The following is a 26,771-nucleotide window of genomic DNA, read 5'->3' on the forward strand; positions in this document are numbered from 1 at the left end:
AAAGGGTCAGAAGGGCGCGCCACTAAGCGCAGCGCCTCTTTTACGGGGCATTCGGATTGCTCTGAATCCACGGCGCGGAGGCGGTGGTGCGAGTGCACTGCGCCGGTTGGCGGCTGTTTTTGCATGAGATGATGGCGGCCGTCATCGAACGCATCCTTTGCAGGATTGTCTTTCGCGTGTGCCGGGGTGAATGATCAGCGACAGCGGCGAGAGCAGGGGATCTGCAGCGCCACAACTTTCGTGGCGCTGGCGGAAAGCTTAACTGAACCTTTCCGGGCGGAAAGCGGCAAGCATAGGATGTTTCGCACCGTGGAGCATTTCTTCCGTAAGAAGCTCGCCCAGGATCAGCGCCAGGGTTGCGCCTGAATGGGTGAAGGCGACAAAACATCCCGGTACTTTCTCTAATTCGCCCACCACGGGTTCTCCATCACCCGGAACAGGCTTCAGCCCGATTTTCCAGCTTCTGGCTTCGAGCGATGCGCCATCGCCAATCAGTTTCCCCGCCTCCGTCATTAACTCACGGATAACCGATTGATCAATACTGTACTGACCATCGGCATGTGCAACGATATCCTCTTCGTACCAGTCATGATCGACCGCCAGCGTGTTTCCCGGATTAGGCCGTATTGCTGCACGTGGGGTGTTCATCACCACCTGCAGCGCATGATCCTGTGCGGTGCTGGTGACCAGCATGGAGACAGGGGACGCGTTTGGAATACGCACCCCGAGCGGGGCAATGACCTCTGGTGTCCAGGGGCCGCAGGCGACGAGCACCTGGTCTGCATGGAATTCGCCCCGTTTCTCGCTGCGTACGCCCGTCGCCCGTCCGGCGGCCGTCAGCACGCTTGCTTTTCCCGCGTGCTCGATAACTTCGCCTCCTGATGCCTTGAATGCCTCAATGAGATGGTCCATAAGATGGGGCAGACTGACCCAACCTTCACCGGGATTAGCAATGGCTACGCTGGCGAGCGCGGTGCTGTTCACCTGAGGATCAACCTGATTCACTGTGGTTCGATCGAGAAGATGAGATGCGTAGCCATGCGCTTTTTCATAATCATGGCGTGCTTTTGTCCCGGCATCATCGTCTGCAGCCCAGAACAGCGCGCCATCGAAACGCAACCAGTCGCGATCGGGATAGCGCGCAAACAGGGTCCGGTATCGATCAATACCGGCCATTCTTAACGCATGATAAGGTTGCGAACGTTCACCGGCAGAGTTGAGCCAGGACAGTGAACGTCCCGAGGCACCTGAACAGAGTTCGGCTTCGGTGACCAGCGTGACGTTGGCCCCGGCGCTGACCAGTTGCCATGCCGCAGATACACCCAGGATACCGCCGCCCAGCACAACAACGCGTTTGACCTCAGATTTTTCAGTCATCATTGATTCCTTCTGTTAAACGTTTCGCCAGTCAGGCCAAACGTACGTGGTTTTGCCGATGGAGTTGATCGATAAGCTTCAGTACCGCAAGCGCCTCATCCGTCTCAACAGGCAGAGGGCCGCCATGTAAAAGTGCCCGGGCAAGCAGCTGATAAAATGCAGGATAGTTACCGCGTTGCATGACAACGGCATCGCTTTCGCCCGCTGTGCCTGCTCTGGCAGATTTTTCGGGCGGCGTAACGCCGTACTGGCTGTCAGTTGGTGACATGCCCGCGGCAAGCTGGGGTTCCTGATTATCCAGCCCCCAGTGGGTAAAACCGCGTTTGCTGCCCAGCAGATGGAAGCGCGGCGCATTCAGTGCGGCCTGACCATTCATCCACAACCGTGAACGTACGCCGTTTTTATGCAGTAAGGAGACAAAGCAATCTTCATCGCTGTCCGACTGCTGACCTGAATAGCGGGCCAGCTCGGCACTGGCTTCCTGTACGGGGCCAAATAACTGCATGGCCTGGTCAATCAGATGACTGCCCAGATCCAGCAGCAGGCCGCCACCTTGTTCAAGTGAAACGCTGTCACGCCAGTTACCAAAGCCTTCAGGTCGCCACCACTCAAAGCGTGACTCAAAACTTCTAACCGTGCCAAATGCCGCTTCCTGCACCAGATGTTTAAGCGTCAGAAAATCCCCATCCCAGCGGCGATTGTGAAAGACCGTCAGTCGCGTATTGGCCTGTCGGGCGGCGGCAATCATTGCCTCTGCCGCCGCCGCGTCAGGTGCGAAGGGCTTGTCCACCACCAGATGCAGACCGCGGCGGATCGCCGCTAAAGCCTGATCGCGATGCTGGGCGGGAGGCGTGGCCAGCACAACAAGGTCCAGGGCGACTTCTCCGCTGTCGATAAGCTGCAGCAGTGAGGGCCAGTCCGGCACTATTCTTGCCTGCGGATAGCGCTGCTGTGCCGCTGCCACGCGTTGGGGATCCTGGCTGACGATGACCTCAAGCTGGTAATCTGCATTATGCGAAATCAGCGGGGCGTGAAAAACACTCCCCGCAATACCAAAACCCACCAGCGCCGTGCGAACGGGGCCTGAAACGTGATGATGTGCCATCAGAGCACCTCCGATAAAAAACGCTGTAAACGTGCAGACTGCGGACGTTCGAACAGTTGCTCGGGCGTGCCGGCTTCGACAATTTCGCCTTCATCCATAAACACCACCTGATCGGCAACCCGACGGGCAAATCCCATTTCATGGGTGACTACCACCATCGTCATGCCGCGCTGGCAGAGTTCGGCCATTAACGTCAGGACGCCTTTCACCAGCTCCGGATCGAGCGCCGAGGTTGCTTCATCAAACAGCATCACTTCGGGCTCCATCGCCAATGCACGCGCGATAGCCACACGTTGTTGCTGACCACCGGAAAGGTCGCGGGGGCGATGATCGGTACGTTGCGCTAATCCCACTTCGGCCAGACGTTGCAGGGCAATAGCCTGTGCCTCCGCTTTAGAGCGGCCTTGTACTTTCCAGGGGGCCAGCGCCACGTTTTCCAGCGCGCTGTGATCGGGAAACAGGTTAAAGTGTTGAAACACCATGCCGATGCGTAAACGCAGTGCATCGGGTTTGTCCTTTAATACCGAACGGCCGGCAAGCAACACATCGCCGCTCTTGGGTTCGTGCAGCCGGTTAATGCCCCGCAGCAAGGTTGACTTTCCCGACCCGGAAGGGCCGATGATGCAGGTGGTGGTGCCGGGCGCGACGGTTAACGACACATTGCGTAGCACTTCAATCGGGCCATAAGCCAGGGTTAGGTTACGCAGCTCAAGGCTGGCACCATGAAAAGCAGAAGACGTTGCCATATCAGTGTCCTTGTCCGCTGGTCAGCGAGGCCGTGGGTGCCACCGCCCGTTTCACATCGACTTCATCAATTTCCTTCAGACCACTCTGAGGAGCTGAAGCACGTCGGCGTCCGGTGCGGTAACGAACATCAATATGGTTTACCGCATGGGTGAGTGGCACGGTAATCACCAAATAAAACAGGCCAGCCAGCATCAGGGGAGAAAGATTACCGCTCAGTACTGCCGCGTCCTGACCAACCCTGAACAGCTCTCGCTGACTGCTCATCAGCCCCAGTAAATAGACCAGTGAAGAGTCTTTGATGATGGCGATAAACTGGTTAACGATGGCGGGCAGTACGCGCCGAATCCCCTGTGGAATGATCACCAGCCGCATTGCCCGGCCATAACTCATCCCCAGCGCCCGACAGGCTTCCATCTGTCCCTGTTCGATGCTCTGAATGCCTGAACGAAAGATTTCGCCCATATAGGCACTTGCGATCAGGCTCAGCGCAAAGATGCCGAGTGGATAAGGCGTGGGGCCGAACAGCTGATAACTGAAACGCGCAAGCCCCTGACCAATAAGTAAAATGGTGAGGATAGAGGGCAAGCCGCGAAACAAATCGGTATAAAGCCGGGCCGGTACGCGCAGCCAGCGCGACGGTGAGATCCCCATCAGCGCCAGGATCAGACCAAACAAGGTGCCAAGCAGCGTGGCCGCGACTGAGATGATAAGGGTATTTACCAGACCCGTTGCCAGCAGCTGCGGCAGAACGTCCATCATCGCAGGGATATCGAAGAAGGTACGCGAAAGAATAGTGATCAGATCCATAGCCGACTCTCTGTTGCGGGTGACAGGCCGAGCCCATCACCGGATGCATTCACACGCACAGGATGCGCGGGGATTATTGATGCTGAGGCAGATACTGTTTTGGCATCGGCGAACCCGGGAACCACTTCTCATAAAGCTGCTTCCAGGTGCCATCCTGCATTGCGTCTTTAATGGCTTTATCCAGAGCCGCTTTGAAGGCGGGTTTGTTTTTCGCAATCGCCACGCCAGCAGGCGCATCAAAAGAGGGGATGTCAGCGGCGGTCACCAGGGAAAAGCGCGTGGCATAATCTTTGGCGGCCTCGTAATCCAGGAACATGGCGTCAAGCGTGCCGTTATTGAGCGCAGATACGGCAGCGTTGTTATCGGGAAAGCGAACCAGATCGGTTTGTGTAAAGTGCTGCAGTGCATAGCTTTCCTGCAGCGTTCCCTGAATGACGCCGAGGCGCTTGTGGGCCAGCGTCTCAACGTTTTTCACGCCGGAATCCTTACGCGTTAACACCGTCAGGTAACCCGCCAGATAACCTGTTGAGAAATCGACCGTCTTTTCACGGGCGGGCGTGATGCCAATTGCGGCTACGCCTGCGTCATATTGCCCGTTGGCAACGGCAGGGAGGATGGCCGAGAAATCCTGTCCGACAAAGTCCACTTTATCGATACCGATCCGATGGGCGACATTTCTAAAAAATTCGACGTCAAATCCAGTGAAGTTGCCGTTTTTATCAGTAAAGGTATAGGGCTTAGCATCCCCCAGGCTGGCGACTCGCAGCTGTCCCGGTTCGATCAGGCCATAGGGATTATTATCACTTGCCGCGTGGGCGCTGAAGCTGGCTAAGAGCGTTAACGCCATGCCGAACAGGGCTGCGGGTAGAGGGGGAAAACGTTTATGCGATGTCATAAAGCTCTTCCAATTTTGCAGGTGAAACTTCAGAGTCCACTCAGTCGGTCACGTTATTTTGAGACCGGTCTCAGTGAGGGGCGAAATAAGACCGGTACATGTTGTGAGACCGGTCTCAAGTGGATACAATGATATTAAGCACACGCGTTAAACAGCGTCAATTCAGATGTTATCAACTTGTGATTCGAATTTATTATGACAACAAAAAAGCACCCGTTACGGGGAGCGACGGTAGCGGATGTCGCACGTCAGGCAGGCGTTTCAAAAGCCCAGGCAGCGCGAGCCTTAGGGGGCTACGGTTCCGTCAGCGAGGAGGTGCAAACCCGCGTGACCCAGGCGGCTGAAACGCTGGGCTACCGGCCAAACGAGCTGGCGCGCAGTATGAATACCGGGCGTTCAAACACGATTGGGGTCATCGTGGGCGATATCGAAAACCCCCATTTTGGCCTGGCGTTACGCGGTATGGCCGACGTTGCACGCCAGGCGGGTTTTCATTTGCTTCTGAGTAACAGCGACGAAACCGTGGAAGAGGAGCGGGAAGCCGTACGTGTGATGCTGGATAAACGTGTCGATGGGATCATCGTGGCCCCCTGTAGCTCCCTGGCCCATGACAACGACCATCTTAAGCAGGTACTGGCAGAAGGGCGTGCACTGATGACGTTTGACCGCTCAGTAGAGGGGCTGGAGGTGGAAACTATTCAGGCAAACTTTTTGACCGTGGCGAAAGAGGCCACGCAATTGCTACTGAACGCCGGTCACCAGCGTATTGCTTATCTTTCGAGTATGCGCATCGCTACAGCTTACTCCCACAGCGTGCCGCTGGGGCCGACGCCCGTCGCGCAACGTGTAAAAGGAATGATCGATGCGCATCATGAAGCCGGAAAAGTTCTTGATCCGGCGTTGGTTCGCCTGAATGCCATTAACAACGACGGTATTGAGCAACTATTAACGGAGCTGTTCGCCCTTCCTGAACCGCCCAGCGCGTTGATTGCTTCTGACAATCTTATCGCCATGGGAATATTGCGCGGCTTGGCAAAGCGCGGGCTGCGCGTGCCAGAGGATATCTCCTTCGTCATGTATGATGATTTTCCCTGGACGGAACTGATGACGCCCGCACTTACGGTCGTGGCTCAGCCCGTTTATGAGATGGGCAGGGAAGCTGCGCGTAGATTGATTTGCCACATTCGACAGCAACCCGCCGGAGCACTACCTGTATTTGAAAGCTGGATGGTCGTGAGAGGCTCCATTGGTAAAAAACGGGCCGCTGACTGATTTGTACGCCGGTCAAGAACAAGCCGCGCGCTGATACCGCCAGGCCGTGACCTGGCGGTTATCATTAAAAACTGCACGCCCCTGGGGCGGTTTATCGCGTGATTTACCTCAACACCGGCGCCTGGCACAAACGCATCGTTATTCCTCGCCGGTGTTGCCGCTTTCCCGACGCGGTCAGGCCTGAATCAGAGTGGCGAATAGCCACAGCGTGCAGAAAGCACTGCGGGAGCCTCGCTTATCTTCTGGCCCAGGCTCGCCAGTAAGCCCTCTCCAGCGTCGCTGCTCAGGACGCTGGTGCAATACCGGCAATAGCCTGCCCCGGTTTTGACTTCACGGCCTGCCTGACCTGTTCGGCCATAGCGATATTTCCTGTTCGATCACGCAAAATGCCGATCTCACCTTGGGGTTTTCCTGGGGCAAAATGCCGTGCGGGCGCGGTCTTCATCATTGATTTCGCGAATAATACGACAAGGGTTGCCTGCAGCAAGTACGCCTGACGGAATATCTTTGACCAAGATGCTTCCCGCCCCGATGACAACGTCATTGCCGATGGTAATGCCCGGAACAATGCTGACACCTGCGCCGATCCAGACATTATTGCCGATGGTCACGGGAAGCGCATATTCAAGTCCCTGATTACGGCGTTCAGAATCCAGAGGATGGCCTGCGGTATAAATACCGACGTTTGGGGCGAGAAAAACATTATCCCCGATCACCACGTCCGCCCCATCAAGAATAACAAGATGATGGTTAGCATAAAAATTGTCGCCAACCCTGATGTTAGCGCCATAGTCACAGTAGAAAGGCGGTTCAATAACAGGGTTGTTGCCGCACTTTTTAAGAAGCCGCTGCAGAATAGACAGGCGCGCTTCCTTATTGTCGGGTCGACTCAGGTTATAGTCATAACAGAGTGCCTTAGCCTGATCCCGGAGATGAAGAATGCGCTCATCGTGAGTGGCATCGTAGAGATCACCATCAGGTACACAGGTTACATCGTTCATCGGCTTCCTTATCATTTTTTTGAAGATCGTTGTCCAGAAGACAGTGTATTCGATTTTTATTGCCTCAGGGACGAAAGGGCTACCCTGGCAGCACCAATGATATAACGTTGCACCGCAACGTTTTTAAAATCTGCATGTTATGCCCCATCCATAATCTATTGTGCGAAAATCATTTCGTTAAATCCCCGCGCATTTATCGGTATTTCATTCAAAGAAATCATTTAATCATTAACAACGTCATGCCTTACGTTTGAGATGCTGATACTCATGGGCAGGGGGAAATGCAGGCCTGAACAGCCGTTTCCACTTCGACGTATGAAGCGTAGCGACTTCGTGTCGCGACGCTGCGGGAGACCTGTGTCATTATGGGCGTGAAGGGCACGGATGCAGAGCACCTTGCCGCCTGCCATCAAGCCGATAAGACATAAAAGCGTTGTTATTTCAGCGAGTCATCTTCAATAGTTTAGGACAAAAAAGGAGCGAGAAATGCAGTCAGTGCATCTTATGGGAGAAGGCTATGAACCTCATGTCGTTCAGGAAGGGGGCAAACTGGTCTACTCACTCCCTGTCGATTCGGGATTTATCACCTATGAATTTGCATTTGAGATTAAGCGGGAAGATCTTGATGTCCTGCTGACTGATAATTACCGACGCGCCGTTCTCGAAATTACTGCGCATACAGTGCTTCAGCATTCGACGCTAAAAGGAAATGACCGCTTAACCCAGCGCGATTTCGATAACCTCGTTGCCGACACGCTTCACTCAACACCCGAATTCCTGCAGAGCTTTATCTCTCAGATCAGTCATGATCACCATATTGGTATTGAAGGTTATGCACAAAACATCATGGCGCGACGTTCTTTGGCAAAATAACGATGTTGAGCACCGGGAATGCAGGCTTTATGATCCGTTCAGCATGGTCATCAAATACCGTTAGTGGACAGAGAACGATACCGGACAGCAGGTGGCACGCATCCTGCTGAAATAATATCGCTTTTGTTCACGGGCTTTTAATCAGAAGCCATGCTGCCAATGGCCTCAAGCCCCACTCGCTGTCCGTAAGAAAGCTCCAGCGTATTGCCATCAGGATCAGCGAAGAAAACGTAATAGCCCACAGGATCACCCGCATTTTCAGGCTCTTTACGCAAAACACCTTCAGCGCGCGCCATTTTAATTTTCTTATCCATTTCTTCCCGGCTGGCACATGCCACGCCGAGATGCCCAAAGTGACCTAAGGGCGTGTCTGTGACCTTGTCTGACTGAACCAAAACCAGCGCAAATGGACGGCTGTGATCACTGAGCCATGCCACTTTACGTGCATCCGGAACGTTGGGTTCGCGACGGTGGACAACAACCATACCGGCATAGCGTTCATAAAAAGCAATGCTCTTATCTAAGTCTCTGACAGCGAATGCCACGTGCGTAAAACCAACATCGACTATTTTCATATACCCAATCCGCCCAATGCGTAGCAAAACATGCATTCTAAAAGCTCAGGTTAAGTTTAGGTCAAGCTTAAAGACCGGTTTGAGCCGCTGAAAACGTCGAATGGAACAAACTGCGTCCTGTTATGGTGCCGTTGCGGAAGCATCATCCCTGTAAAGGGTTATTCAACCCACCTCCAACACCGCCCCTTCTTCAACACGCGGGTCTGATATGAAACAGAACCTGTGCAGGAATTTACGTCGATTGTTGCCGCCATTTCCTGACGTGGTCAATCAGGGCGCGAAGCTTTGGGGCCATATTGCGACGCTGAGGGAAATACAGATAGAAGCCTGGAAATGTTGGCAGAAAGTCATCAAGTACGGATACAAGCTCACCGCTCTCAATATAGGGCCTGAACGTTTCCTGAGTGGCCAGTGTGATGCCTCCGCCGGTTAGAGCCAGCCTCAACATCAGACGCAGATCATTAGTGGTAATTTGCGGCTCAATCGCAAGGTCGAACGCGCTTCCGTTCTCTTCAAATGGCCAGCGATAAGGCGGAATATCCGGGGACTGGCGCCAGCCGATACACTGGTGATGTACAAGATCGCGCGGATGAACAGGCAGGCCGTTGGCAGTGAAGTAGGAAGGGGATGCGACCACCATTTCGCGTTGCTCACCGGTCAGGGGAACCGCAATCATGTCTTTTTCAATGACTTCTCCAAGCCTTACGCCGGCATCGTAACCTGCAGCCACGATATCAAACTCTTCGTCCGTCACAACAATATCGAGCGTCACGGCCGGATTGGCCGCTGCAAACGAAGCGATCAACGGACCTGACAGGAATTCTTCCGCTATTGATGTCACCGCGATTCTGAGAAGTCCACGTGGCGCAGGGTCAGAAACGATCTCTTCGAACGCAGCGTTAATTCCGGTTAAAGGTAATGACAGCGATTTATGCAGTCGTTCTCCCGCTTCCGTTAAATTAACCGCGCGGGTGGTGCGCATGACAAGCATCGTCCCGAAAGTATCTTCAAGCCGTCTTATTCCCTGACTGACCGCCGAACGAGTCACACCCAGCCGTGCGGCGGCTTTACTGAAATTACCTTCTTCTGCTACCGCGATAAAAACGGGCAAAAGGTTAAGATCGATTTTCATTGTTTAATGCTGCTAACCACTGAGTACATTGAAAGCAGGATACCTGAACTTATCGTAACGTCCTATTCTCTCTCCGAACCCATTTGAAGGAGAACGTTATGAATAAGGTTATATTAATTACCGGCGCATCCAGTGGTATTGGGGAAGGTATTGCCAGAGAGTTAGGGGCGACAGGCGCGAAGGTGTTACTGGGAGCACGCAGACTGGCGCGTATTGAAGCCATTGCAGCGGAAATCTGCAGCGCAGGCGGTATCGCGCAAGCACATTTGTTGGATGTCACAGACCGGGTATCTATGGCCGACTTTGTTCAGGCCGCGCTGGATAACTGGGGCAGGGTTGATGTTCTCATCAATAATGCGGGCGTTATGCCGCTTTCACCGCTTGCAGCCGGAAAACAGGACGAATGGGAACGCATCATTGACGTCAATATCAAGGGCGTGCTGTGGGGGATTGGTGCCGTACTTCCGTTGATGGAAGCGCAGGGTTCCGGACAGATAATCAATATTGGCTCGATTGGCGCCCTTTCTGTCGTACCCACCGCCGCGGTCTACTGTGCTTCCAAGTTCGCCGTACGGGCTATTTCTGATGGCCTACGGCAGGAAAGCTCAAAAATCCGCGTGACCTGTGTCAATCCTGGGGTGGTAGAAAGTGAACTGGCGTCGACGATTACCCATGCGGAAACGATGGCGGCAATGGACGCTTACCGTTCTGTTGCCCTTAAACCCGCGGATATTGCCCGTGCCGTAAGGCACATTATTGAAGCGCCTGAAAACGTTGACACAACAGAAATAACCATCAGACCCACAGCGTCGCCAAACTGAAGCCTGAGGTTAACTGTCATGTGCACTTTTCATTCAATACCTCGGGAGCAACATTTACAGGGTAACGTTCTGTCTGTTATCTGACGCTGTGGATGCTGGGTGTTAAGCACATCTCTGTTATCAACAGGCATGTATCAGCATGAACGCATCTCAAAAAATGCGGCCTTCAGTAAAGACAGGGATCTCAATATTTATTTGTCACGAAACGCATTGTGCAGAAGTCGCCACATATGATGAGCTGCGGGCGTAAAGCGCCTGTCCGAGTTCCGTAGCAGGTGACACTGGGCGCTACTGGCGATCGGGTGGTCGAGTGGAACGGCGACAAGCGCGCCCTGGCGAATAGGATCGGCAGCGGCGTAGGCCGTCATAAATGAGACGCCGAGCCCTGCCTGGCTGAGGTGCATGGCGGTGGAGAAGAGGTTGCATCGGTAGGCCGGGTGAAATTGCAAACCCTGGCTTTTGAACATCGCATTCATGTGCCGCTGCAGGCCGAAGTTCTCCGTCAGGGCAATAAGCGGGTGAGCGGTCAACTCTTCAATGGTAATGCTGGCACGATTGGCAATGGGGTGCTGCGGCGCGACGACGGCACAAATCGGCCCCCACTGAAAGCTGTGGCGCTTGAGTTCCGGTGTGCCGATCGGGCCAAAGGCCAGCGCCATATCCGCTTCGCCGCTCACGATATCGTTCATCATCTCCTGCATGCTGCCCACGACAATATCGACAAACACCTGCGGGTAATACTGGGCAAACTCACGCATGACGCCCTCAATAAACGCCGTGATCAATCCGCCGCCGATGCGCACCGAAATCGTCCCGCCGCGCATATGGCGCAGATCTTTAAGCTGACTCTCCAGCTTTTCGCGCCGCTGACGGCTGGTAAAATAATCCGCCGCCAGCAGGCGTCCCGCTTCGGTCAACACCACATTACGCCCGCGCCGTTCCAGCAGGGGAAGCTGCAGCGAACGTTCAAGTTGGGCAATCTGCCGGCTGACCACGGATGCGTTAACGCCGAGGATATCTGCCGCGCGGCGAATGCCGCCCTGGTTGCCGACTTCATACAGATAACCCACCTGTTTATCCTGGAACATCTGCCACACTTCCTCGTTACTGTTGACCAGAGAGCAACAATAACATCATTTGATGGCTATTTATCAAGCCGTTTAAATAGTGATAATCAAATTAATGGCCAGGCGTTGAGAGAGCGTAAATAAAAAAGTAAAAGTGCTCTTATTGCACCAAAAATGCGCCCCAAAAGGGTGAGGGAATACTTTGTTGCGATTCGAAGCAGGCGTAATGAAATAGCAATTCCCGGCAAAAAAATAAATTTCTTGCGAGTTTTAGCGAGGGGGTTTTATTGCGCCATTAATCTTAATAAAAGGCATTTATTTTACGACTGGGCTATTCAGGCATGGATCCTGCTTAGTATCAGGACTTTTCCCTTACAGATGTAAAGAGAGATGATATGAGCGAACCAAAAACACTGAATGAGCCAGAAAAAGAGGCCACAGAGGCTTGGAACGTCGGGCCTGGCGCGTGGATCTCACTGGTCATCGTGCTGCTTGTCTTTTCAGGCTTCTTTTTCAAGGTTGACGGCATGGCATGGCTGGGCGCGTTTGATTTCACCACGCTTGGCGGCGCGTTCGGCACCATGAAGACGCCGGAAACCAACACCTTTATCGGCAGCGGCGGCATCAGTGCCAAAGCGGGTTTCCTCTTCGCGCTTTCGCTGGTGCCGACGGTGATGCTGGCACTTGGCCTGCTGGAAATCTTCACCCATTATGGCGCGATCCGCGCAGCACATAAATTACTCACGCCGCTGTTAAAACCACTGCTCGGCCTTCCGGGTTATACCGGCCTTGCGCTGATTACCGACCTGCAAAGTACCGATGCCGGCGCGGCATTAACGAAAGAGCTCTATGACAGCAAAAAGATCACCCGCAAAGACGTGGTGATTATGGGATCCTGGCAATACTCCGGCGCCGGGTTGATTAATAACTATTTTTCTATCGGCTCGGCGATGTTCGCTTCACTCACCATCCCGATTATTATTCCGTTGGTTTTAATGTTTGTGCTTAAATTCGTTGGCGCAGCCGTGGTGCGACTGGCATTAAATACTGTTTATAAGCGAGATTTCGACAATGAGTAATCAGGCAAAAGTCTCCAGTAATCCGTTTGATATTTTCGTAATTGGTGCGCGCAAGGGTTTTAATATTGCCATTAATAATTTGATGCCGAATGTATTAATGGCCTACGTGATCGCCGAAATGCTTAATTTGTTAGGGGTGATGCAGATTATTGGCCACGTGTGCGCACCGCTGATGGGGCTATTCGGCCTGCCCGGTGAGGCGATCACCGTGTTGTTAACCGCCTGGCTCTCGTCATCTGCCGGAACCGGCGTTGCCATCAGCCTGCTGAGCAAAGGCCAGCTTGATATCGGGCAGATCACGATTCTTGCGCCCGCCATCTTTTTGATGGGTTCGCAACTCCAGTACATGGGGCGCCTGCTGGGCGTGGCCGATGTACCGAAAAAGTACTGGCCGCTACTGATGGCGGTCAGCATTCTCAATGCCGTAATCGCCATGTTGATTATGCGCGTTATTGCCTGAGCATTAAGGAGTAAGACGTGTCACCTACACTTGAGCACTTTAATTACCTGCACCAGATCCCGGAACTGGGGTTCGAAGAGTACAAGACGTCCGCCTACATCGCGGGCGTGCTGGAGGCGGCAGGCTACCAGGTCACGCGCCAGGTTAATAACACCACCGGTATTGTCGCGGTGCTGGACAGCGGTAAGCCCGGCCCGACCTTAGCGCTGCGCGCCGATATGGATGCGCTGGGGCATATCATTGACGGCAAACATGTGGCGCGCCACACCTGCGGGCACGATGGTCACTCCACCGTCGTATTGACCACGGCCCAGGAGGTGATGGCTGAGGAGCGAGTGAAAAAGGGCAGGCTGAAGCTGATTTTCCAGCCTGCTGAGGAGTTAGGCACCGGCGCGATAGCCCTGACCGAAGGCGGCGTGTTGGATGATGTTGATATGTTGCTTGGCTTTCATCTGCGCCCGCTGGAGGAGTGCCCGATGGGCCAGGCCGTGCCGGCAATGTACTACTCCGCGTCCGCCACGGTGGAAGTGATGTTTCATGGCAAAGCGGCGCACGCTGCGCGCCCGCACTTAGGCGTTAACGCGCTGGATGCCGCCGCCCATGCGGTGCAGGCGGTAAACGGCATTCATCTTGCGCCCTCGCTGACATGGAGCGCGAAAGCGACGCGTTTTCTCTGCGATGCGGGCGTGACCAACTCGATTCCTGATCGCGCGCAGGTGTGCTGGGATCTGCGCGCCGCAGAGAACGAAGCGATGGATAGCCTCAAACCTCAGGTAATACGCGCGATTGAGAGCAGCGCCGCCGCGTATGGTGCGCGCGCGGAAATTCGCATTCTGAAAGAGATGCCCGCCGCGATTATCCATGACGAGGCAACAGCGGTTATCACACGTGCTATCCGCAGTGTGTTTGGTGAAACCGGCCTTACCGCGGCTAAATCGACACCAGGCAGTGAAGATTTCTTCCACTATCTGCGTCTTCGGCCTCAAATCAAAGGCGGCTTCTGGGGACTGGGCGCCAACCTGACGCCCGGCCTGCATCATCCGGAGATGCATTTTGACCGCGATGCGCTGGCGCTGGGGGTGAAAGTGTTTAAGGCCTGTGTAGAGGATGTGCTGGGCTGACGATCAGCATTACAGTAACGTGCCGTGCTCGTCGGATATCAGTATTGCAGAAGACAGAGCCGACAATGCCGTCCGACGTTCGCGGCCATCATAGTGAAGCCGCTACGGGCATCCTTTTCAGGTGAGTGGCCCTGTGACTTGTACCCAAGCGTAAACGTTCCTTTTCGGCGGGCTTTGCTGTCTGCCGGGGAGGAGGGCACCGGTATCCGTCACCGTCACGGGGGGCCAATTTCACTCTCTTTAGCGATATCGGTTACCGGATGGGGCTGGTGGCACAGATGGCGACGAATGCCTAACCGAACGCCTCTGCCTGAAATGGCGAATCGGGTTGTTTTGTCGTGCGCCACAGGGTAAATACGGGACAAAGCGTCGGCTATGTTTTTGCTGCTTGTCGGCAAAACGCTGAAAAATCAGTGACCGATCCGGTTGCCGTACTCATCAATAACTTTTTCGCCATCCTCTTTCGTAAAGGCTCCCTTCTGTGGCTCAGGCAGAATGCCCAGAACGGCCTCAGACGGACGACAGAGCCTTGTGCCGAGCGGCGTCACGACTATCGGACGGTTGATGAGGACAGGATGAGCCAGCATAGCATCCAGCAGTTCATCATCATTGAACCGATCTTCGGCCAGCCCCAGATGTTCATACGGCTCTGTGTTTTTGCGCAGCAGATCGCGCACGCGGATCCCCATATCCGCTATCCGTTTTTTAAGCTCGTCGCGGGAGGGTGGCGTCTCCAGATATAAAATCACTGTTGGCTCCACGCCACTGTTGCGGATAAGCGCCAGGGCGTTACGCGACGTCCCACAGGCCGGGTTGTGGTAAATGATGATGTTAGTCATAAATGGCACTCCGTTACGGGGCTACGCTGGCGCAGTCACGTTGTAAAGGTTAAACAGAAAGACGCAGGGCCAGCGCCGCCAGCGTGACAAAAAGTACCGGCAGGGTCATCACAACGCCCACGCGGAAGTAGTTGCTCCAGCTGATGGTGATATTTTTCTGCGCCAGAACGTGTAGCCACAGCAGGGTCGCCAGGCTGCCGATGGGGGTGATTTTCGGACCAAGATCGCAACCGATGATATTGGCGTAAATCATCGCCTCTTTCACCACACCCTCAGCCGTGCTGCCATCAATGGAAAGGGCACCGACCAGGACGGTAGGCATGTTGTTCATCACCGATGACAGAAAGGCCGTCAGAAAACCGGTAGCGAATGTGGCTCCCCATACACCATGCTTTGCAAACCCGTTCAGGGCGGACGAGAGGTAATCCGTCAGTCCGGCGTTACGCAGGCCATAAACCACCAGATACATACCCAGCGAGAAGGTGACGATCTGCCAGGGCGCGCCTTTCAGGACTTTACGGGTATCAATCACCTGTCCTTTACGGGCAACCAGCCACAGAATAAATGCCGCGACCGCAGCAACCAGACTGACCGGAACGCCGAGCGGCTCCAGAGCAAAAAAACCGGTCAGCAACAGACACAGAACCAGCCATCCGGCTTTAAAGGTTCGCACGTCACGAATGGCTTCCCGTGGTACCTTTAGTTTTGCCATGTCATAGGCGACCGGGATGTCTTTACGGAAGAATAAGTGAAGCATAACCAGCGTGGCCGCCACGGATGCCATGTTGACCGGCATCATGACAGACGCATATTCGCTGAATCCCAGCTTAAAAAAGTCCGCCGTCACGATGTTAACCAGGTTCGACACGATGAGTGGCAGGCTGGATGTGTCAGCGATAAAACCTGCCGCCATCACAAACGCCAGCGTTGCGCCGGGGCTGAAGCCCAGTGCCAGCAGCATGGCAATGACAACAGGCGTCAGGATCAGTGCCGCCCCGTCATTGGCAAACAAGGCCGCCACTGCCGCACCCAGCAGAACACTATACGTGAACAGCAGCCTGCCTTTACCCCCACCCCATCGGGAAACGTGCAGGGCAGCCCACTCAAAAAAACCAGATTCATCGAGCAGCAGGCTGATGATAATCACCGCGATAAACGTGGCCGTCGCGTTCCAAACGATCTGCCAGACGGCCGTAATATCGCCGAAATGCACTACGCCCGTCAGCAGGGCCAGCACAGCCCCGATAACAGCACTCCAGCCAATACTCAGCCCTTTTGGCTGCCAGATAACCAGTACCAGTGTCAGGACGAATATAGCGCCTGCCAGAAACATACTTTTTCCTTTTAATACAAAGTCTGGTAAACAGGACGTAAGACAGCCCTGCAAACAGATATGAAAAATCATATGTGTTTGAGTAAATTTTTAAATGCAGACAGGCTTGCCGTTGGTGGTCGCGTTATTCCTTTCAGCCTGCTGGCTGAGTTGCAGGATGTCATCACGCTGACACAGGTAAGCCTGCTCGATCACCATAGCAGCCCATGCGGGCATGTGTGGTGACAACCGATAATGAATCCACTTGCCGTCACGCCTGTCAATAAGCAGACCACTTTCTCTGAGCAGTGCCAGATGCCGTGAAATTTTAGGCTGACTTTGCCTCAGGATTGACGTGAGTTCACAGACGCAAAGCTCGCCTTTTTCACGCAACAGCAGTACCAGAGTGAGGCGTGTTTCATCCGAAAAATTTTTGAAAAGCTGAAGAGGCTGAAGTTGAGGCATGCTGACTCCTGATTCCGAAACAGAAGACATTGTTGCTGTCTGTCTACGGCGAGTCAATAACATATTTGCTAATTCATATGTATTGACTCACTCATGGCTCATCTTCGGATATTCCGTCCAGGGTTTACCTGCACAGTAAAGCCAGGGATCATTTACGATTCGGTAAAGGGGATTAAATCATATTGCGTAAAGGCACGTTTTGCTAAAGAGAACGATCGTTTCCTAAAATACACTTCAACAGCTGATATCAAACCTACAACTTTATAAACAAGTAACAGTAAACCCTTAAATCGCGTTCCCAGAGCTGATATTGTACAAAAACGCCTCCAAGCCCGACGCCATGAGCGCCATTGCACGCTACTTCGACAGTGCGTCACTGCCTACTCAGCAGGAAACGCTGGGAAGCATTGCGTCAGAAATCCTTCGCGTAGGAAAAAGCCTGAACCGCACGGCCATTTGTAGCAAGCTTGTCCGTCGCCTGGAACTGGCAGGAAGTGCAGAAGAAGAGCAGCACTACTGTGAACTCCTTCGTATTTTATTCGGCCCTAAAGCCGGGAACTGATGCCCTACGACTGCCAGGCTGAACCCCAATACTCGTTTTTCCCACTCATCTCCCTCACGTTGACCGCTTTTGCCGCTGCATAATTCCTGAGGCATAATCTTACGCCGTCATTACGCACACGTTCAGAGCCGTGGCCTGGAGATATTCAGGGGAACGCTGAAACGCGCGCAGTGGTTACATCGAAAAGTGATACCCCCTGGTTATCATGTCTCAAAACCGGACATTTATATGCTGACGCCAGTTAACTCTCTGCTTACTGCGAAGCGTACCTGTTACTTCTGAGATTATTCACTGTTACCTGGCTCAAAGTACGGAGTAATCAGCATATGAGGAATAGCGAGAGAAGCGAGCGCAGCAAATAGCGATTTAATGTCTGCGTCACTAGAGGGGTACATGATACAGGTTGTCACGGCCGCCAGCAGAATTGCCGCTAAAAGCACCGGCCAGGTCGCATAAAGGTAACCTGTGTAATGAGCATAACCCAACTGAATTCGACGTAACCGGGTTTGCGGCAGGGCATGCAGAATTAAAAAACCCATGGAAAAGCCGACAAAAGGTGGAAGGATCAGCAAGGCCAGCGTTCCGGTAATGAGCCGCACATCGTGACGAATCAATCCGGTGATAACCAGGCTAAGGGTACAAAGTGCGCCCGCGTTAGCCATGAAAAACGTCACGGAACTGAGCAGTGAGGGTGTCAGTCCTGCCTGGTGAAGGATGATGTTGTATTCTCGCAGGTGGAAGAAGGCTGGGGTCGCTATCATGCTGACTCCTCTGGCAAGGCGCTCTGACATCCCTCCCTTTGGCGCATCCTCAAGGGCAAAATGCAGCGCAGATGCCAGCAAGAAACCGGGTAATGCCAGTGCCGGCGACCAGTGCCACCAGAACAGGCAAAGCAGGATGATCACGCCATAAGCCGCCAGGAATGGCAACTTACGCCCGCGTTTTACTATTGCCAGATCGCTGGCACCGTGTGCCATGCCAATCACACCTATTGCTACTATGGCAAACATTAACTGTACGCGCAGCGGACTGAAAGAGGCAGCCAGCGCTGCCCCCCACAGTCCTGTCCAGCTGGCAGTTTGCCGCAGACTCATACCCGCACAGCACCATCTGATGTGGAATGGCGCAGCGCTTTTTCAAGACTGGATGCAGCGTAAAAGGCGTAAAACACCTTGGCGATGATATCAAGAACCAGGAATGCCCATACGGACGCAGGGTCGGTGATGACTTTTAATCCTTCCGGACCGACAAGGAAAACGATAGGGTAGATAAACCAGACCACCGTCAGCAATGCGACGTTTTTGTTGTAAGCGACCGCCATCGCCCTGCCGCGCCCAGCGGCAATCGTACGCAGCGGTCCCCACAGGAGGTAAACCACGCCAAGAAACGCAGCACAGGACCAGAGATACCACACCCATTTTGCGGCGAACGTTGTCGCCAGTGCAGAGACCAGACCGGTAATAATCATCATCACATCCAGAATGATGATAGCCGTTAAAAAACCACCCATCTCACCCGGTTTACTCTGTTCATGAAAGGCGACCATAACCAGCCCCGCCAGTAATACAGGCGTAGTGACGGACCAGTCAGCATAGCGGGCGAGATAAACGATGCTGCCACTTTCGGTCGCCAGATTACCGAAACCAAATGCCATTGCCAGATAAGCGGTTGCCGCAATAAAAGGGACCGAGGCATGCATTAACGTATGATGCCGGAGGGGGAATATTTTTTTGCCTGAGGCATAAATCACCAATGACGCAAGTGCCATGACCGAAAACCCGATCAAAAATGCGGTTTGATCCATAATACTTTCTCCTTGCACAGACGCCCTCACAGGGCCGTTTGCGCTGCCATAAATTGAAATTGTTTTATATTCCGAATGAGAATATGCATAAAGTATATGACGTGCCGTTCAAATTGCTAATGATGCAACAGTGTGGACGGAAACTTCGGCGAAATACATTGAATAAGTGATTCTTTATTCGTCGAGTCCGGAGGGGTAAATGTAAAAATCTGTTTCACTAACTTTCATTTTTAACAATTTGTATCCAATAAAAAAATGGGACCATTTTATTTTTTCTTTTAATATTATGGGGTTAAATTGTTTTCTTGGTCTTGAGGAATTTGAAGGTAATTAATATGAAAGAGAAAGAATTATATTATTCGCTAGAGAAAATAAAACACTGTACTAAGTAAAGGACAAGGTTTCCAAACAGGTCAATGGCGCTGTGTTAATTGGCACTTTGTATAATAACAGGTCGTTACTACGTCGCTGGCGTGATTTTCTAAAAGAAACCAGCTGACTTAATATGGCGGTCGTGACCTACTCTCATTGATCAATACATCGCGATTTTAGTCATGTCCGCTTTTGACACAGAGCGGACATGAATTCAGTGCAATTTTGGCTGAGAGCAACCAGCGGGGTAGCTCTTAATGGAAATGTCTGCGTTTTCATTCACCCACTACATCACCATAAATTATGGGGATATCGTTTCTGATTTGCCCGGAAAATTTTTTGGTGGAAAATTTCAAACGCGACAAAGCTCGTTGGCACTTACTTTCCATTTGTCAACCTGAGCGGGATGTTCAAAAGAGTAATAGACGCGAGCATCCTCAGGCAGAATATTACGCAGTGCCTGCATACAATTGGCCTCGCAGGGCCGCAATTCAATATAGGCAGCCGTGATGGGTATTACATCATCGGTGGAATAGCGCTCGATGCGGTCTATCGCGGCAACTAGCGCCGCCATTTCGCCATGTAGCCTGACCCAGTTATGGGTATAGATTCCTGGTGGCATGCTTACCTGCATCCGACTGTTTCCGAACGCATAACGAATATTCCCCCGAAGCCTGTACTCGACTACTGCACAGCAAGACTCAGGACCGAAACCAGGTTGTTCCACTCGTTTCTTTTTGTCCTCCAGCGTGCGCCTGACAATCGGATAACCGGAATTGAGAGAGTATTCAGTTTTTATAAGTTGCATCAGAGACCCTTATACTTAACCATTATTAATAAATAATATGGAGTTCCGGCGCGAAATTCCATGTAAAAGGTCACTAAGGGGCCGGGAAAGTTAAGGTGTGCTTAATCAGAATTAGCGAGATTTAATCATCCTGCGTTTTCCTTCGGCTTTATCAGCACGATACCTGCCGCTCCGCATCTGTACTGGCCCACTTCATATCTGTCGTTCTGTCCAGCCAGTCCTTTATGGTTCGGGTCAGTGAGTATTCCGTCTGTAGTCATGACGGCTCAATCATCGGGTTTACCAGAGTCAGTGGAAATTTTACAGAGATGCGCTTTGTCGATGCCATCCCGCGGGAGAGAGCCACATTACTCCTGCAACAGGCCAGTCATGATCAGGGCGTTCATCAACTTGATGTTGATGAACAGAATCATCAGGCGGTTGCCTTTAACAAAAAGAAAGGCTTTATCGAGACGGGCCGCTTTGAGCCTGATGGTCAGGGAAGGCGCTGTGCGTCATTGCATAGGCAACGAGCGTGAATATCAGCCGCATTATCTGCTGCCACCAGCGCCTGCCATGCTTGTTGTGTGATCGAATAAAACAGGCTGGGCGGCGCATTATCCACATCATGAATCTCTTTAAGAAATCGCAACCCGGTTTTTTCCAGCACGCGGATAGAGGCTTGATGATGGCTTCTTACCCGGGCTGATATCGTATCCAACCCCAGTTCGCGAAAACCATACTCCAGCGCGAAGCGCGACAGCTCCGTAGCGTAGCCCTTACCCCATGCGCTGGTGGCAAACCGATAGCCAAGATTATGAATGGTTTCGTCACCGTGAATGCGAACGCTCAGGCCGCCGAAACCGATAAGGGTATCCGGTGCATCCTGGGTTGCTATCGCCCAGCTGTCATAGCCATAACGCTGGTACGATCGCAGTCTGTCGGCCAGCACCTTTTGCGCGTGAGCCAGGTCAGGATAAGGGCCTGCCGGGTTAAACGTATTGGTCGCGGGATCACCGTAAATCCTGAACAGATCCTTGTCATCGGAAGGGCGCATAGCTCTGAGCAATAAACGCGGGGTCTGAAGATGCACTATAAACCTCAGTGTAAGGCCATCTGAATGGCATATTATTAGCGCGTTTACCCGACGAGGAAAAGAGATGACGATTCAGCAATTGCGTATTGCCCGACCCGTTACTGATTTAGCCGAGAGCAGCGCAATGTACTGTTCGGGCCTGGGCCTGATGCCCATTGGGGAATTCACCGATCACGAGGGATTTAGTGGGGTGATGCTTGGCGACGAAACCCTGTCCTGGCATCTGGAATTTACCCACTGCCATCACCATCCCGTCAAACCGGCTTCAACAGCCGAGGATCTTCTGGTGCTGTATTTGCCCAGTGAAGCGGACTGGCAGCAACGCTGCCTCAGCCTGACCCGCGCAGGTTTTACGCGCGTAACATCGTTTAATCCCTACTGGGCGGAAAACGGCGCTACCTTCCAGGATCAAGACGGTTATCGTACGGTGCTTCAGCACGGCACCTGGCGATTGTAGTCCTCTTTTTCAGCCTCATCCCTTGAACCTGCCTGACGTCACAGGGGGCAAGTAGTGAGCGTGCGGTTAACGTGAGCGACTGACGCAAAACCACCAAATATGTGAGGCGGGCAAGGGCTTGGTGGCCGGGTAAACGCGTGGCATGATGAGGGACATCTTTCAGCGTAAGAGCCAACACGTGATCAATATTGCCTGCTTACATACCGCCGCCAGCAATATCGCCATTTTTGACGATGCTGCCCGTCAGCTTGAGCTGAACCATCTGCAGCTCAGCCATCTGGTCATGCCGCACCTGCTGGCTGAAGCTGAAGCCAGCGGCGGCCTGACCGCAGGACTGCACGAGCGGCTGATTGCTCTGTTACGGGATCTGCAACCGCACTTCGATGTCATTCTGATCACCTGCTCGACATTAGGGCCGGTTTCCGAAGCCTTTACCTCATCCCGACAACCCTGCGCTGTCTGGCGTACCGACGGCATGTTGGCAAAAGCCGTGCATCAGAGCGCAAAGAAAACGGTGGTGCTCTGTGCGGCAGAATCCACGCTTGGCGCAACGCGTGCGCTGTTCTGTACCGACGGGCAAACGCCGGAGATCCGCCTGATTCCCGAAGCCTGGCAACGCTTTAAAGCGGGAGATGGAGCGGGATATTTTCACTGCGTACGTACAGCGGTGGAACATGCCTGGCAGCAGGGCGCAGAGCGGGTGGTATTGGCACAGAGTTCGATGGCACCGGTTGCGCAGCAGTTTCCGCCTGAACGTCAGCCCCTGTCAGGTCCGCATCTGGCGCTGCTGCAGTGTCACCAGCAGGCTAACCGTTAAGGCCGCAACCGGGTTGCGGCCAGGGTCAGTTATTCGTCCTGCGTCAGCGTTCCTTTCGCGCCATGGGGTTCTGAGCGCAGATACTGCGGCGGTGCTTTGACATTGGCATTGAATTCGGCCGCGGCGTGCCATGGCCAGCGTGGGTTATACAACATGCCGCGCGCCAGGGCGACCAGGTCGGCTTCCTCCTGTTGCAAAATATCTTCAGCCTGCTGTGGCTCGGTAATTAAGCCTACCGCAATCACCGGAATGCCAATCTGCTGGCGGATGTCGCGTGCAAAAGGAACCTGGTAATTTGGCCCGACCTTAATCTGCTGTTGTTCCGACAGTCCGCCGCTGGATACGTGGATGTAGGCACAGTTCAGGGATTCAAGCTGCTTAGAGAAGGCAATGGACTGGCCGACATCCCATCCGCCTTCTACCCAGTCGCTGGCCGAAATACGCACCCCAACCGGAATCTCTGCGGGTACGGCTTCACGTACCGCATGAAACACTTCCAGGGGATAACGCATTCTGTTTTCCAGTGAGCCGCCGTATTCATCACTTCGCTTGTTGGATAAGGGAGAAAGAAACTGGTGGAGCAGGTAGCCATGCGCGGCGTGAACTTCAATTAATTCTATTCCCAGACGAACCGCGCGTTTTGCCGTTGCGACAAAGGCATTTTTAACGCGCTCGAGATCGCTGGCCTGCATCTCCAGCGGAAGATGCTCGCCATCACTGAACGACAGGGCAGAAGGGGCCAGGGTTTGCCAGCCGCCATCCTGAGGCGCAATCTGTTCGCCACCTTCCCAGGGAACGGTGCAGGATGCTTTACGCCCGGCATGGCCGAGCTGAATGCCGATCGGCATATCTGAGTACTGACGAATATCCTGCAGAACCTCGCTCAGCGCCGTTTCTGTTTCATCGTCCCATAAGCCTAAATCGCCATAGGTGATCCGGCCAATGTCCTCAACGGCGGTAGCTTCAATAATCAACAAGCCTGCACCCGATAAGGCAAGATGGCCCAGATGAATACGATGCCAGGCGGTCGCACTGCCTTCATCAGCCGAATACTGACACATTGGCGCAATGACTATCCTGTTATCCAGGGTTAACTCACCCAGAGAGAAAGGGGAAAAGAGCTTGCTCATAAAAACCTCATTGTCGGCGCAGGGGGAAAGTGTGTTGAAAACTATAGTGGCTGATGAGCAAACGCGTACTTCTGGCAGCGTAACAATTTATTGAACAGTCTTATTTAGTTACAGCATACATAAGAAACGTGAAGATCAGGCAGAATATGTAAAGCGTTCACGGCCTGAAAAAAATGAGATAACGTTGCGTAAGCAGGGGAAAACGGGAACCCCTGCTGTTATTGCCGAAGATAACAGCAGGGTTCAGAGTGGCTAATAACGCATTGCGAAGAGTGATCGGTCACAATCAGGCTCTCTGCAACGCCTTCTCGTCAAGCGCATACAGCGTCGCGGTGGCTTCCAGAATATGCTGCTGATCGTTACCCGGTTTATGGGAATCAACGTGGGTAATGTGATAGCCCACAGCACCGGCCTCCGTTGCTTTGCGCAGCAGGGCATCCGTGATTTCTTCCATCGATGTCGCCCAGGTGACGGTTGTCACGCCCATCGGCTTGATGGCATTTTTTTCATCCTGAGACAAACCTGTACGGATAAACACAGGGCTAACGGTCTGAGGAGAGAAGATAGACAAAATATCCTGAACAAGTGCTTTCATTTTCGTGCTCCTGAGTATCTGAAATTACGGCATCACGCGCCTGTTGAGCGCCATCGATTTTTTAATTCATTCGCCATGAGTTCGATTAACGCGGTCATGTTAAGGACTGTCGGCAAAAGTTATAAAATACCTTTTCCGGTTAACGAATTTGGCTTTTCTTGCTAATCAGATGCTTATGAAAGCTTCAGCCACACTTGAGCTGAAATATGGAAGGTTTTTTGTGTCTGCTTACAGGTTGTGAAATCTGGATACAAAATGCCAACACGAACTTAACAATCAAGCCGGCAAGAACAGCAAAGTGGGATAAAAGGGCGCGCGGCGTCGGGCTGACAGACGTTTACATTAATTGAAAAAATTGAAATCAGCCGCATTGTTCGGGTAACAGATTGATAAGTAACATGCTTACCCGTGATGAAATTTGCCTTAGGGAATTCTCTCGTCCATCGGCACAGGATTTTCATAAAACTGTCACAACGCATCCCAATACTGCACAGCCACGGAGTAACAAAAAGACATCTTTCGACATCCTTTGAAACCTGTTTCTTTGTTCAGGCGGTCGCTGTCATCATTATGGAGAGTTTTATGCCACGTCAACCTCGTATTCACCCTTCCTCTACTGTGTTTTCCCTGCGTCAACTTCCTCTGTGCCTGCTGGCTCTGGGCGGTCTGACCCTCAGTGCCTCTGCGTTTGCCGACGCCATCAAAGCGAAAAACGTCATTGTCATGATTAACGATGGTGCAGGCTGGGGAACATGGGATGCCACCGCATACTGGCAGTACGGTGGGCGCGATAAAACGCCTTATGCTGCATTCCCGGTAAAGTATGCCATGACAACCTATCCACTCAACGCCTCGAAAAAAGCCACACACAGCAATGAATCCCTTGTTAATTATGACCCGCAGAAAGCCTGGGACACGACAAAAACCGAGAGCAAAGAACTGCCCTTTAAGGGTTACGAATATCTGGCCATCAATCCTACTGACAGTGCGGCGGCGGGCACCGCGCTGGCATCCGGGGTAAAAACCTATAACAATGCCATCAACGTCGATAACATGGGTAAACCGGTCGACTTCATTACTCTGACAGCCAGGGCACAGGGGAAGGCGACGGGCGTCGTCACCAGTGTGCCGTTCTCGCACGCCACGCCAGCGGCCTTTGGTGCGCAGAATGCTTCCCGTAATGATTATCACGCGATCGCCAGACAAATGCTCACCGCCGGTAAGCTCGACGTGATTATGGGAACCGGACTGCCGGGCTTCAACGTGAATGGAACGGATTGTCAGCATCTGGCGAAAAATGAGTCCACCGCCGGCTGTGGCAAAGATGCGAACCTTTATCTGGCGCAAACCGAATGGGATTTACTCCGCGCGGGTAAGCTGGCGCCAGCGGGCGGTCAGCCGTGGAAAATTGTGCGCAGCACGGAGGCGTTTACCCAGTTGGCTAACGGCTCGCTGAACTATGATGGCCCGCTGCTGGGATCGCCCAACGTCGCCCCCAACGGAACGTTACAGCAGGGCCGGCAGGGTGAATTTGTTGGTAAAGATGCGGCGAATCCATCAGGCGATGCATTTATTACCACGGTGCCAACGCTGAACCTGATGACCCGTGGCGCGATTCAGCATCTGAGCAAAAATCCGAACGGCTTCTTTATGATGGTAGAAGGTGGGGCAACCGACTGGTCTGCCCATACCAGCAATGCCTGCAGTGGTAAAGGAGACTGGGGCAACACGTATAACCCCAACTGTGTGGGCGTTGAATACGGCCGTCTGATTGAAGAAAGCGCCGATTTTAATCACGCCGTGGCCTCTGTCATTGAATGGGTCGAAACAAACAGCAACTGGAACGAGACCTTGCTGATTGTTACCACGGATCATGATAACGGCATGCCGATGGGGCCGGATGCGCAGACTCGCGCATTTGAACCCGTCATCAATAACGGCAAAGGCGCCATGCCAGGCGTGTCTTTCCGTCCCACCGGCAATCACGCTAACGCGTTGGTTCCGCTGTGGGCAAAAGGTGTGGGCGCTGAAGCCTTCGCCGAACGCGTGCGCGGTAACGACGCGGGCTATGCCAAATATGTCGGTTACAATCAGGGTGATTACATTGATAATACCGACGTTTTCACCGTCGTAAAGGCCGCGCTGGAGGGAAAGGCCGTTGAAAAAATTATGCCCGGGCAGGCCAGTAAATCCTGACGTGACA

General features: G+C 53.1%; 28 protein-coding genes. 10 read left to right on the plus strand and 18 right to left on the minus strand.

Annotation, left to right across the window (positions count from 1 at the left end; genetic code table 11):
- Positions 1 to 258: 258 nt before the first annotated feature.
- From DFO57_RS04390 to DFO57_RS04410, 5 genes are all read right to left on the minus strand, one after another.
- Complete coding sequence (locus DFO57_RS04390; RefSeq protein WP_014605858.1) at positions 259 to 1,377, minus strand: FAD-binding oxidoreductase; 1,119 nt, start codon at positions 1,375 to 1,377, stop codon at positions 259 to 261.
- A 31-nt stretch (positions 1,378 to 1,408) separates the two neighbouring features.
- Positions 1,409 to 2,482, minus strand: a complete 1,074-nt coding sequence (locus tag DFO57_RS04395; protein WP_110015114.1) for a Gfo/Idh/MocA family oxidoreductase — start codon at positions 2,480 to 2,482, stop codon at positions 1,409 to 1,411.
- A complete protein-coding gene (locus DFO57_RS04400) occupies positions 2,482 to 3,228 on the minus strand; it encodes an amino acid ABC transporter ATP-binding protein (RefSeq protein WP_028715124.1) in 747 nt (248 codons plus the stop codon). The genes DFO57_RS04395 and DFO57_RS04400 overlap by 1 nt, the downstream gene beginning before the upstream one ends.
- Before the next feature lies 1 nt (position 3,229).
- Positions 3,230 to 4,036: an amino acid ABC transporter permease gene (locus tag DFO57_RS04405; RefSeq protein WP_014605855.1), complete on the minus strand. Its 807-nt coding sequence runs from the start codon at positions 4,034 to 4,036 to the stop codon at positions 3,230 to 3,232.
- 73 nt (positions 4,037 to 4,109) lie between these two features.
- The gene (locus tag DFO57_RS04410) at positions 4,110 to 4,931 is read right to left on the minus strand and encodes an ABC transporter substrate-binding protein (protein WP_014605854.1); all 822 of its coding nucleotides are present in this window, start codon (positions 4,929 to 4,931) and stop codon (positions 4,110 to 4,112) included.
- Positions 4,932 to 5,126: 195 nt separating this feature from the next.
- On the opposite strand from DFO57_RS04410, the gene DFO57_RS04415 reads away from it, so the two are divergent.
- Complete coding sequence (locus DFO57_RS04415) at positions 5,127 to 6,203, plus strand: LacI family DNA-binding transcriptional regulator (protein WP_014605853.1); 1,077 nt, start codon at positions 5,127 to 5,129, stop codon at positions 6,201 to 6,203.
- 395 nt (positions 6,204 to 6,598) lie between these two features.
- Here DFO57_RS04415 and DFO57_RS04420 read toward each other — a convergent pair whose 3' ends face one another.
- Positions 6,599 to 7,204, minus strand: a complete 606-nt coding sequence (locus DFO57_RS04420; protein WP_110015115.1) for a sugar O-acetyltransferase — start codon at positions 7,202 to 7,204, stop codon at positions 6,599 to 6,601.
- Positions 7,205 to 7,690: 486 nt separating this feature from the next.
- On the opposite strand from DFO57_RS04420, the gene DFO57_RS04425 reads away from it, so the two are divergent.
- Positions 7,691 to 8,077, plus strand: a complete 387-nt coding sequence (locus DFO57_RS04425; RefSeq protein WP_110015116.1) for a hypothetical protein — start codon at positions 7,691 to 7,693, stop codon at positions 8,075 to 8,077.
- Between the two features lie 137 nt (positions 8,078 to 8,214).
- On the opposite strand, the gene DFO57_RS04430 is transcribed toward DFO57_RS04425, so the two are convergent.
- Positions 8,215 to 8,688: a VOC family protein gene (locus tag DFO57_RS04430; RefSeq protein ID WP_014605850.1), complete on the minus strand. Its 474-nt coding sequence runs from the start codon at positions 8,686 to 8,688 to the stop codon at positions 8,215 to 8,217.
- Between the two features lie 196 nt (positions 8,689 to 8,884).
- A complete protein-coding gene (locus DFO57_RS04435) occupies positions 8,885 to 9,784 on the minus strand; it encodes a LysR family transcriptional regulator (RefSeq protein ID WP_072138756.1) in 900 nt (299 codons plus the stop codon).
- A gap of 98 nt (positions 9,785 to 9,882) precedes the next feature.
- On the opposite strand from DFO57_RS04435, the gene DFO57_RS04440 reads away from it, so the two are divergent.
- Positions 9,883 to 10,605 (plus strand): SDR family oxidoreductase, encoded by a 723-nt coding sequence (locus tag DFO57_RS04440; RefSeq protein WP_024471605.1) that lies wholly within the window; start codon positions 9,883 to 9,885, stop codon positions 10,603 to 10,605.
- A 191-nt stretch (positions 10,606 to 10,796) separates the two neighbouring features.
- Here DFO57_RS04440 and DFO57_RS04445 read toward each other — a convergent pair whose 3' ends face one another.
- Positions 10,797 to 11,693 carry a LysR substrate-binding domain-containing protein gene (locus DFO57_RS04445; RefSeq protein ID WP_015700316.1) on the minus strand — a complete coding sequence of 299 codons (897 nt, stop codon included), beginning with the start codon at positions 11,691 to 11,693 and terminating at the stop codon, positions 10,797 to 10,799.
- Between the two features lie 374 nt (positions 11,694 to 12,067).
- Between DFO57_RS04445 and DFO57_RS04450 the strand changes: the two genes are divergently transcribed.
- From DFO57_RS04450 to DFO57_RS04460, 3 genes are read left to right on the plus strand one after another with little or no spacing between them, the layout of a single operon-like run.
- Positions 12,068 to 12,751, plus strand: coding sequence for a nucleoside recognition domain-containing protein (locus tag DFO57_RS04450; protein WP_014593702.1), 684 nt, complete (start codon positions 12,068 to 12,070; stop codon positions 12,749 to 12,751).
- On the plus strand, positions 12,744 to 13,211 hold the full coding sequence (locus DFO57_RS04455) for a YjiG family protein (RefSeq protein WP_013025769.1): 468 nt from the start codon (positions 12,744 to 12,746) through the stop codon (positions 13,209 to 13,211). Before DFO57_RS04450 ends, DFO57_RS04455 begins: the two co-directional genes overlap by 8 nt.
- A 17-nt stretch (positions 13,212 to 13,228) precedes the next feature.
- Positions 13,229 to 14,332 (plus strand): M20 peptidase aminoacylase family protein, encoded by a 1,104-nt coding sequence (locus DFO57_RS04460; protein WP_014605846.1) that lies wholly within the window; start codon positions 13,229 to 13,231, stop codon positions 14,330 to 14,332.
- A 410-nt stretch (positions 14,333 to 14,742) separates the two neighbouring features.
- Here DFO57_RS04460 and arsC read toward each other — a convergent pair whose 3' ends face one another.
- The 3 genes from arsC to DFO57_RS04475 form a co-directional block, all read right to left on the minus strand.
- The gene (gene arsC, locus DFO57_RS04465) at positions 14,743 to 15,171 is read right to left on the minus strand and encodes a glutaredoxin-dependent arsenate reductase (protein ID WP_024471606.1); all 429 of its coding nucleotides are present in this window, start codon (positions 15,169 to 15,171) and stop codon (positions 14,743 to 14,745) included.
- Between the two features lie 49 nt (positions 15,172 to 15,220).
- Positions 15,221 to 16,504, minus strand: coding sequence for an arsenic transporter (locus tag DFO57_RS04470; RefSeq protein ID WP_110015117.1), 1,284 nt, complete (start codon positions 16,502 to 16,504; stop codon positions 15,221 to 15,223).
- A gap of 90 nt (positions 16,505 to 16,594) precedes the next feature.
- Positions 16,595 to 16,948 (minus strand): metalloregulator ArsR/SmtB family transcription factor, encoded by a 354-nt coding sequence (locus DFO57_RS04475; RefSeq protein WP_028715132.1) that lies wholly within the window; start codon positions 16,946 to 16,948, stop codon positions 16,595 to 16,597.
- 310 nt (positions 16,949 to 17,258) lie between these two features.
- Between DFO57_RS04475 and ycgZ the strand changes: the two genes are divergently transcribed.
- Positions 17,259 to 17,510: a regulatory protein YcgZ gene (ycgZ, locus tag DFO57_RS04480; RefSeq protein ID WP_028715133.1), complete on the plus strand. Its 252-nt coding sequence runs from the start codon at positions 17,259 to 17,261 to the stop codon at positions 17,508 to 17,510.
- Positions 17,511 to 17,794: 284 nt separating this feature from the next.
- Here ycgZ and DFO57_RS04485 read toward each other — a convergent pair whose 3' ends face one another.
- The 4 genes from DFO57_RS04485 to DFO57_RS04500 all read right to left on the minus strand — a co-directional run bounded on the left by DFO57_RS04485 (position 17,795) and on the right by DFO57_RS04500 (position 21,566).
- Positions 17,795 to 18,604, minus strand: coding sequence for a Brp/Blh family beta-carotene 15,15'-dioxygenase (locus tag DFO57_RS04485; RefSeq protein WP_013025775.1), 810 nt, complete (start codon positions 18,602 to 18,604; stop codon positions 17,795 to 17,797).
- Positions 18,601 to 19,314: a bacteriorhodopsin gene (locus DFO57_RS04490; RefSeq protein ID WP_014593707.1), complete on the minus strand. Its 714-nt coding sequence runs from the start codon at positions 19,312 to 19,314 to the stop codon at positions 18,601 to 18,603. The genes DFO57_RS04485 and DFO57_RS04490 overlap by 4 nt, the downstream gene beginning before the upstream one ends.
- Before the next feature lie 724 nt (positions 19,315 to 20,038).
- Positions 20,039 to 20,494, minus strand: a complete 456-nt coding sequence (locus tag DFO57_RS04495; protein ID WP_110015118.1) for a hypothetical protein — start codon at positions 20,492 to 20,494, stop codon at positions 20,039 to 20,041.
- 475 nt (positions 20,495 to 20,969) lie between these two features.
- Positions 20,970 to 21,566 carry a GNAT family N-acetyltransferase gene (locus DFO57_RS04500; RefSeq protein WP_064373769.1) on the minus strand — a complete coding sequence of 199 codons (597 nt, stop codon included), beginning with the start codon at positions 21,564 to 21,566 and terminating at the stop codon, positions 20,970 to 20,972.
- Between the two features lie 67 nt (positions 21,567 to 21,633).
- Between DFO57_RS04500 and DFO57_RS04505 the strand changes: the two genes are divergently transcribed.
- Together DFO57_RS04505 and DFO57_RS04510 are read left to right on the plus strand one after the other, a co-directional pair.
- The gene (locus DFO57_RS04505; protein WP_110015119.1) at positions 21,634 to 22,026 is read left to right on the plus strand and encodes a VOC family protein; all 393 of its coding nucleotides are present in this window, start codon (positions 21,634 to 21,636) and stop codon (positions 22,024 to 22,026) included.
- Positions 22,027 to 22,168: 142 nt separating this feature from the next.
- The gene (locus DFO57_RS04510) at positions 22,169 to 22,843 is read left to right on the plus strand and encodes a glutamate racemase (protein WP_104933374.1); all 675 of its coding nucleotides are present in this window, start codon (positions 22,169 to 22,171) and stop codon (positions 22,841 to 22,843) included.
- Between the two features lie 29 nt (positions 22,844 to 22,872).
- On the opposite strand, the gene DFO57_RS04515 is transcribed toward DFO57_RS04510, so the two are convergent.
- Together DFO57_RS04515 and DFO57_RS04520 are read right to left on the minus strand one after the other, a co-directional pair.
- On the minus strand, positions 22,873 to 23,973 hold the full coding sequence (locus tag DFO57_RS04515; protein ID WP_014605839.1) for an NADH:flavin oxidoreductase/NADH oxidase: 1,101 nt from the start codon (positions 23,971 to 23,973) through the stop codon (positions 22,873 to 22,875).
- Positions 23,974 to 24,259: 286 nt separating this feature from the next.
- Entirely contained in the window at positions 24,260 to 24,568 is a 309-nt protein-coding gene (locus DFO57_RS04520; RefSeq protein WP_013025782.1) for a DUF1471 domain-containing protein, read from the minus strand.
- A gap of 582 nt (positions 24,569 to 25,150) precedes the next feature.
- On the opposite strand from DFO57_RS04520, the gene DFO57_RS04525 reads away from it, so the two are divergent.
- Complete coding sequence (locus DFO57_RS04525; protein WP_110015120.1) at positions 25,151 to 26,764, plus strand: alkaline phosphatase; 1,614 nt, start codon at positions 25,151 to 25,153, stop codon at positions 26,762 to 26,764.
- The last annotated feature ends 7 nt before the right edge of the window (positions 26,765 to 26,771 follow it).

It is taken from the genome of Pantoea sp. AG702, from assembly GCF_003182295.1.
GTDB lineage: Bacteria > Pseudomonadota > Gammaproteobacteria > Enterobacterales > Enterobacteriaceae > Pantoea > Pantoea ananatis.

What these genes read in the sequence shown, in the direction of transcription:
- DFO57_RS04390 (WP_014605858.1), bottom strand. Translation starts at nt 1,377, where the DNA reads ATGACTGAAAAATCTGAGGTCAAACGCGTTGTTGTGCTGGGCGGCGGT.
- DFO57_RS04395 (WP_110015114.1), bottom strand. Translation starts at nt 2,482, where the DNA reads ATGGCACATCATCACGTTTCAGGCCCCGTTCGCACGGCGCTGGTGGGT.
- DFO57_RS04400 (WP_028715124.1), bottom strand. Translation starts at nt 3,228, where the DNA reads ATGGCAACGTCTTCTGCTTTTCATGGTGCCAGCCTTGAGCTGCGTAAC.
- DFO57_RS04405 (WP_014605855.1), bottom strand. Translation starts at nt 4,036, where the DNA reads ATGGATCTGATCACTATTCTTTCGCGTACCTTCTTCGATATCCCTGCG.
- DFO57_RS04410 (WP_014605854.1), bottom strand. Translation starts at nt 4,931, where the DNA reads ATGACATCGCATAAACGTTTTCCCCCTCTACCCGCAGCCCTGTTCGGC.
- DFO57_RS04415 (WP_014605853.1), top strand. Translation starts at nt 5,127, where the DNA reads ATGACAACAAAAAAGCACCCGTTACGGGGAGCGACGGTAGCGGATGTC.
- DFO57_RS04420 (WP_110015115.1), bottom strand. Translation starts at nt 7,204, where the DNA reads ATGAACGATGTAACCTGTGTACCTGATGGTGATCTCTACGATGCCACT.
- DFO57_RS04425 (WP_110015116.1), top strand. Translation starts at nt 7,691, where the DNA reads ATGCAGTCAGTGCATCTTATGGGAGAAGGCTATGAACCTCATGTCGTT.
- DFO57_RS04430 (WP_014605850.1), bottom strand. Translation starts at nt 8,688, where the DNA reads ATGCATGTTTTGCTACGCATTGGGCGGATTGGGTATATGAAAATAGTC.
- DFO57_RS04435 (WP_072138756.1), bottom strand. Translation starts at nt 9,784, where the DNA reads ATGAAAATCGATCTTAACCTTTTGCCCGTTTTTATCGCGGTAGCAGAA.
- DFO57_RS04440 (WP_024471605.1), top strand. Translation starts at nt 9,883, where the DNA reads ATGAATAAGGTTATATTAATTACCGGCGCATCCAGTGGTATTGGGGAA.
- DFO57_RS04445 (WP_015700316.1), bottom strand. Translation starts at nt 11,693, where the DNA reads ATGTTCCAGGATAAACAGGTGGGTTATCTGTATGAAGTCGGCAACCAG.
- DFO57_RS04450 (WP_014593702.1), top strand. Translation starts at nt 12,068, where the DNA reads ATGAGCGAACCAAAAACACTGAATGAGCCAGAAAAAGAGGCCACAGAG.
- DFO57_RS04455 (WP_013025769.1), top strand. Translation starts at nt 12,744, where the DNA reads ATGAGTAATCAGGCAAAAGTCTCCAGTAATCCGTTTGATATTTTCGTA.
- arsC (WP_024471606.1), bottom strand. Translation starts at nt 15,171, where the DNA reads ATGACTAACATCATCATTTACCACAACCCGGCCTGTGGGACGTCGCGT.
- DFO57_RS04470 (WP_110015117.1), bottom strand. Translation starts at nt 16,504, where the DNA reads ATGTTTCTGGCAGGCGCTATATTCGTCCTGACACTGGTACTGGTTATC.
- DFO57_RS04475 (WP_028715132.1), bottom strand. Translation starts at nt 16,948, where the DNA reads ATGCCTCAACTTCAGCCTCTTCAGCTTTTCAAAAATTTTTCGGATGAA.
- DFO57_RS04485 (WP_013025775.1), bottom strand. Translation starts at nt 18,604, where the DNA reads ATGAGTCTGCGGCAAACTGCCAGCTGGACAGGACTGTGGGGGGCAGCG.
- DFO57_RS04490 (WP_014593707.1), bottom strand. Translation starts at nt 19,314, where the DNA reads ATGGATCAAACCGCATTTTTGATCGGGTTTTCGGTCATGGCACTTGCG.
- DFO57_RS04495 (WP_110015118.1), bottom strand. Translation starts at nt 20,494, where the DNA reads ATGCAACTTATAAAAACTGAATACTCTCTCAATTCCGGTTATCCGATT.
- DFO57_RS04505 (WP_110015119.1), top strand. Translation starts at nt 21,634, where the DNA reads ATGACGATTCAGCAATTGCGTATTGCCCGACCCGTTACTGATTTAGCC.
- DFO57_RS04510 (WP_104933374.1), top strand. Translation starts at nt 22,169, where the DNA reads ATGATGAGGGACATCTTTCAGCGTAAGAGCCAACACGTGATCAATATT.
- DFO57_RS04515 (WP_014605839.1), bottom strand. Translation starts at nt 23,973, where the DNA reads ATGAGCAAGCTCTTTTCCCCTTTCTCTCTGGGTGAGTTAACCCTGGAT.
- DFO57_RS04520 (WP_013025782.1), bottom strand. Translation starts at nt 24,568, where the DNA reads ATGAAAGCACTTGTTCAGGATATTTTGTCTATCTTCTCTCCTCAGACC.
- DFO57_RS04525 (WP_110015120.1), top strand. Translation starts at nt 25,151, where the DNA reads ATGCCACGTCAACCTCGTATTCACCCTTCCTCTACTGTGTTTTCCCTG.